The sequence below is a fragment of the Micromonospora sp. MH33 genome, assembly GCF_003013775.1.
Lineage (GTDB): Bacteria > Actinomycetota > Actinomycetes > Mycobacteriales > Micromonosporaceae > Micromonospora > Micromonospora fulviviridis.
Window position 1 is genome coordinate 1 of sequence record NZ_MUYZ01000377.1, and the last position, 5,562, is coordinate 5,562.

The following is a 5,562-nucleotide window of genomic DNA, read 5'->3' on the forward strand; positions in this document are numbered from 1 at the left end:
CAGCCTGCCGAGGGTGGCTGTCCGCCGGACGGGCTGGCGGCTGCCGTCGCCCCGGCCGCGGTCGAGGTCACCCCGCGGTTCCTGCGCGTCGGGGACGGCTACGCCGCCACCCTCGTGGTGACCGGCTACCCGGCGGAGGTTGGCCCGGCCTGGCTCGAACCGCTGTTGTCGTGGCCGGGCCGGCTCGACCTTGCCCTGCACATCGACCCGCTGCCCGCCCCGGTCGCCGCCGCCCGGCTGCGTAACCAGCGGGCCCGCTTCGAATCGTCCCGTCGGGCGGACGCCGGCCGGGGCAAGCTGCCCGACCCGTCCGTGGAAGCGGCGGCCGACGACGCTGCGGACCTCGCGCAACGGTTGGCGCGCGGCGCGGCGAAGCTGTTCCGCGTCGGCCTCTACCTGACTGTGCACGCCCGCACCGAGGACGAACTGCGCGAGGCGTGCGCGCAGGTGAAGGCTGCCGCCGCCTCGACGTTGATCGAGGTGCAGCCCGCGACGTGGCGGCACCTGGCCGGGTGGACTACCACCCTGCCGCTTGCCACCGACAGCCTGCAGATGCGCCGCACCATGGACACCGCCGCTCTCGCCGCCGCGTTCCCCCTCGCCTCCGCGGATCTGCCCGCGCCGCTGCCGGGCGACCCGCCCGCCGACGGCGGGGTGCTCTACGGGGTGAATCCCGACTCCAACGGGATCGTGTGGTGGGACCGCTGGGCCCAGGAGAACCACAACAGCGTCGTCCTCGCGCGCTCCGGAGCCGGCAAGTCGTACTTCGTGAAGCTGGAGATCCTGCGCAGCCTCTACCAGCAGGTGCAGGTCGCCGTCATCGACCCGGAAGACGAGTACCTCAGGTTGGCCGACGCGGTGGGCGGTGCCGTGGTCCGCCTCGGCATGCACGGCGTGAAGGTCAACCCCCTCGACCTGCCGGCGGGTGACACCCGACCCGACGTGCTCACCCGACGTGGGCTGTTCCTGCACACCCTCATCGCGGTGCTGCTCGGGCAACAGCCGCCATCGGCCGAGCGGGCGGCCCTGGACCGGGCGATCCTGGCCGTCTACCGGGCCGCGGGCATCACCCCGGACCCGGCCACCCACCACCGGCCCGCCCCACTGCTTCGTGACCTCGCCGACTGCCTGCACGCCGACACCGACCCCGCCGCGCGGCAGCTCGCCGCCCGCCTCGCGCCGTGGGTTGAGGGTTCCTTCTCGCACCTGTTCGACGGGCCTACCACCACCCGCCCCGACGGGCACCTCGTGGTGTGGTCGCTGCGGCACCTGCCCGACGAACTGCGCACCGTCGGCACCCTGCTCGCCCTCGACGCGATCTGGCGGCAGGTCGACGCGCCCAGCCGGATGGCCGCGCGGCGGCTCGTCGTCGTGGACGAGGCGTGGCTGCTCCTGCGCGACGGCGAGGGCGCCCGGTTCCTGTTCCGCATGTCCAAGGCCGCCCGCAAACGCCACGCCGGCCTGACCGTCATCACCCAGGACGTCGCCGACCTCCTCGGCAGCGACCTCGGCCAAGCCGTCGTCGCCAACGCCGCCACCCAGATCCTGCTCAAGCAGGCCCCGCAAGCCATCGACGCCATCGGCGACGCGTTCGGGCTCACCGCCGGGGAACGCCGGCTGCTGCTCGCCGCCGCCGTCGGGACCGGCCTGCTGGTCTCGGGAACTAACCGGACCAGCTTCGAGGCCATCGCGTCCCAAACCGAGCACCAGCTGTGTACGACACGCCCGAGCGAACTCGCCGACCTCGACGAGGGAGACGACCTGTGACCCCGTCTGCCACCCACCTCGTGCCTGACTCGACGCCGTCCAGCCCGTCCGGACCAGGCCCTGGCGTCGCCGTGCCGCCCACCGGCGCCACCCGCTGGGTGCTCGAGGCCGCCGCATGGGTGGGGCAGCGGCCGTGGCTGCTCGCCGTCGCCGCAGGCTTGCTCGTGGCGCACGTCGCCGGCCGCAATCTTCTCGCAGGGTGGCGCCACCGCCGGCACAGTGAGGGCGCAAGGCTCGTGACGATCGCCCCACCACCCGAGGTCGACGCGCGCTGCGCGTCCGCGTTGTGGGCCAACCTCGCCGGCACCCTCACCCCGTCCCGGCGCCGGCGCTGGCTCTACGGCAGCCCTCACGTCGCCTGGCAATACACCTGGGCCGGGCGACGACTGCTCATCTCCATGTGGGTGCCCGGCACCGTCCCACCCGGCGCCGTCGAAGCCGCCGTCCGCGCCGCCTGGCCCGGCGCCGCCTGCACCACCGACGACACCCCCACCCCGCCCATCCCGCTCGACGTGCCAACGGTGGTGGGCGGACATCTGCTGCCGGCCGCCGCCGAATGGCTCCCCTTCGCCACCGATCACGACAACGACCCGCTGCGCGCGCTGATGTCCGCCGGCTCCGGGCTGCGCGCCGACGAGCACGCCTGCGTGCAGATCCTCGCCCGCCCCGCCGCACCCCGCCGCGCCGTGCGCGCCCGACGCGCCGCCGGCAGGTTGCGCGACGGCAAGACTGCCGTACCCGCCATCAACCCGGCCGCGCCGCTGCTGTGGCTCGTCGAGGCCCTCCTACCCGGCCGCCCCACCCACACCACCCGGCCCGCGCAGACCGGCCGGCGTGACCCCGGGGTGGAACGCGACGTGCGGGCCATCCTCGACAAGGCCTCCCACCCTCTGTGGGAGACCGCCGTCCGCTACGCCGTCGGCAAGGACAGTCGACGCGCCGGCACCGACCAGCGGCCACGGTTGAGGGGCATCGCCGACACCATCGCCTCCTCCTTCGCCGTCTACTCCGGCCGAAACCAGCTCACCCACCGAAGCCGTATGCCGGCCCCCGCCGCGGTCCTCGCCTCTCGGCGCCTCGGCGCCGGATTCCTCACCTCCACCCCGGAACTGGCGGCCCTCGCCGCGCTGCCCCAAGACCTGGCCGTCCCCGGCCTGGACCGGGCGCGGGCCAAGCCCATGCCCGCACCAGTCGCCGTTGCGACCGGCGGGCGCGGCACGAAAATGATCGGCGACGCGCAGGTCGGCGGCCACGGGGTAGCCCTGTCTGTTCCCGACTCCCGCTACCACCTGCACGTGGTCGGATCCACTGGCTCCGGCAAGACCACGCTGCTGGTCAACCTCGCGGTCGACGACATCAAGGCCCGTCGCGGCACCGTGGTCATCGACCCCCACGGCGACCTGGTCCTGGACATCCTCGACCGGCTTCCCGCCTCCGTCGCGGACCGCCTCGTCATCTTCGACCCGGACCAACCGAACCCGCCGACGATCAACCCCCTATCAGGCGACGACCCGGACCTGGTCGTGGACAACCTGGTGTCGATCTTCGGGAACATCTTCGTCAAGGCATGGGGGCCGCGGATGGACGACGTCATGCGCGTCGCGTGTCTGACGCTGTTGCGGCACGCCAACGTCACCCTGCAGCACATCCCGCCCCTGCTCAACTCGGCGCAGTTCCGGTCGGCGATGACCGTCGACCTGGACGATCCGGCCGGCCTGTCCGGGTTCTGGCAGTGGTACGACGAACTCAACCCCGCCCTGCGCTCTCAGGTCATCGGCCCCGTCCTCGCCCGCCTACGCGCCTTCCTCCTGCGAGACTTCGTCAAGCGCACCATGCGCTACCCGCACTCCAGCTTCGACATGGGCAAAATCCTCGACGGCGGAGCACTGCTCGTCCGCATACCCAAGGGCCAGCTCGGGGAGGACACCAGCAAACTGCTGGGATCCCTGGTCCTGGCGCAGGTGTGGCAGGCCGCCACCGCCCGCGCCCGCATCGCCCCCGACAAACGCCGCGACGCAACCCTGATCATCGACGAGGCCCAGAACTTCCTCACCCTCGCCAACAGCCTCGACACGATGCTCGCCGAGGCCCGCAAGTACCGACTGTCCCTCGTCCTGGCCCACCAGGACCTCGCCCAGTTCCCCAAGGACCTGCTCGCCGCTGTCTCCGCGAACGCCCGCAACAAGATCTACTTCACGTGCGCGCCCGAGGACGCCCGCGTCCTCGCCAGACACACCCTGCCGGAACTCGACGAGCACGACCTGACCCACCTCGACGCCTACACCGCCGCGACACGTCTCGTCGTCGACGGCCGGCAGACACCGGCGTTCACCCTGAAGACGCGCCCACCCCAACCCATCGTGGGTGAGGCCACCGCGATCCGCGAAACGGTCGCGCGGAAGCCGGACCAGCAGAACACCAGCGCCATCGACGATCTGGTCGACCGCTTGTCGAAGCCCACGGACGACAACCGGACCACCAGGGGCAGGAGCGCCAGAGACAGCCGCTGAACGACCCGGCCGCCCGCCCGCAACGGCGATACCAGCGCCCCGTCACCGCCGAACCCGGGCTGCACAGGCCTTTCGATCAGCCCTTCACCTCCCGTTCACCACCGCCGCGCACACCGCCGCTGACAGACCCACCCGAACACGTCTGTCAGTGCTGCACACCGACGCTGACCGGGCGTCACCACGACCACCGCAGATCCCAGACACCCCTCCAACGGAGGGGTGTCTCCGTCTTCCCCTGAAGGGATCCCGCACATGTCCAGCGAATCCTCCGACTCGCACTCCTGCGACTCCTGCGAACCGAACCCGCCCACCTCGTCCAACCCATCCCCGTCGCCGTCGTCTCGTCGCCCCTCTCGACAGGAGCGACTGGAACACCTGCGGCGGCTGACCCTGCGCGACCGCACGCTGCTCGGCTGGCTCGCCGAGCACTACCTGCTGTCCACCGACCAGATCGCCAAGGCCCTGTTCCCGTCACGCCGGGCGGCCCTGGTGCGCCTCGCGACGCTGCGCTCCATCGAGGCGGTCACCCGGTTCGTGGACGTCACCACCGGCACCGGCCAGTACCTCTACGCGCTCGGCCCCCTCGGCGCCGTGCTGCACCCCACCGCCTACACCGACCCCGACCGACCCGCGGCACGCCCACCGCGCTCCAGCATCGAACGCACCGAACGCATCGTCGGCAGTCACAAACTGCGCCACCTGCTCGGCGTCAACCAGCTCTTCGTCGACCTGCACGCCTACACCCGCACCGACCCGAACGCGCGCCTGCTGCGCTGGTGGTCCGAGCAGCACGCCACCGCCGCCTACGCCGCCGCCGACATCCGCCCCGACGCCCACGGCGTCTGGTCCGTCGGCGACCGTACCGTCGGGTTCTTCCTCGAACACGACAACAACACCGAGAACCTGGGCAGGGTGCTGCGCAAGCTGCGCGCCTACGAACGTCTCACCGAGTTCGGCCCCCGCTACCCCGTCCTGCTACGCGTGCGCAGCCGCCGCCGCGAAGCCAACCTGCTGCGCGCCCTGGCCGGCGTGCCCACCGCCATGCCGGTCGCCACCGGCGTCCACGACGAGCACCCCGCCGGCCCGGCCTGGACCCTGACCACCGACCCGGGGCTGCGCCGCTGGCTGCACGAACTGCCCAGCGATCACGGGCCCGACAATCCCGCCACCAACCCGCACCGCTTCACCCACCCCGACAACGACTGACACCAAACCCGCCCCAACCCACGGGCGGCCTGACAGGGCAGGTCACCGCCCGGGCATCGAAAACACCGGGTGGTGATCC

General features: G+C 72.2%; 3 protein-coding genes. All 3 read left to right on the forward strand.

What is annotated here, in order from left to right; all coding sequences use genetic code 11:
• Window positions 1-33 precede the first annotated feature (33 nt).
• The 3 genes from B0E53_RS32600 to B0E53_RS32610 all read left to right on the forward strand — a co-directional run bounded on the left by B0E53_RS32600 (window position 34) and on the right by B0E53_RS32610 (window position 5,483).
• A complete protein-coding gene (locus tag B0E53_RS32600; protein WP_107079475.1) occupies window positions 34-1,767 on the forward strand; it encodes a DUF87 domain-containing protein in 1,734 nt (577 codons plus the stop codon).
• A gap of 71 nt (window positions 1,768-1,838) precedes the next feature.
• On the forward strand, window positions 1,839-4,277 hold the full coding sequence (locus tag B0E53_RS32605; RefSeq protein WP_246835710.1) for a DUF87 domain-containing protein: 2,439 nt from the start codon (window positions 1,839-1,841) through the stop codon (window positions 4,275-4,277).
• Between the two features lie 252 nt (window positions 4,278-4,529).
• Window positions 4,530-5,483 (forward strand): replication-relaxation family protein, encoded by a 954-nt coding sequence (locus tag B0E53_RS32610; RefSeq protein WP_107079474.1) that lies wholly within the window; start codon window positions 4,530-4,532, stop codon window positions 5,481-5,483.
• The last annotated feature ends 79 nt before the right edge of the window (window positions 5,484-5,562 follow it).

Excerpts from the sequence above, each read along its gene's own strand:
- B0E53_RS32610 (WP_107079474.1), top strand. The coding sequence starts at position 4,530 with ATGTCCAGCGAATCCTCCGACTCGCACTCCTGCGACTCCTGCGAACCG.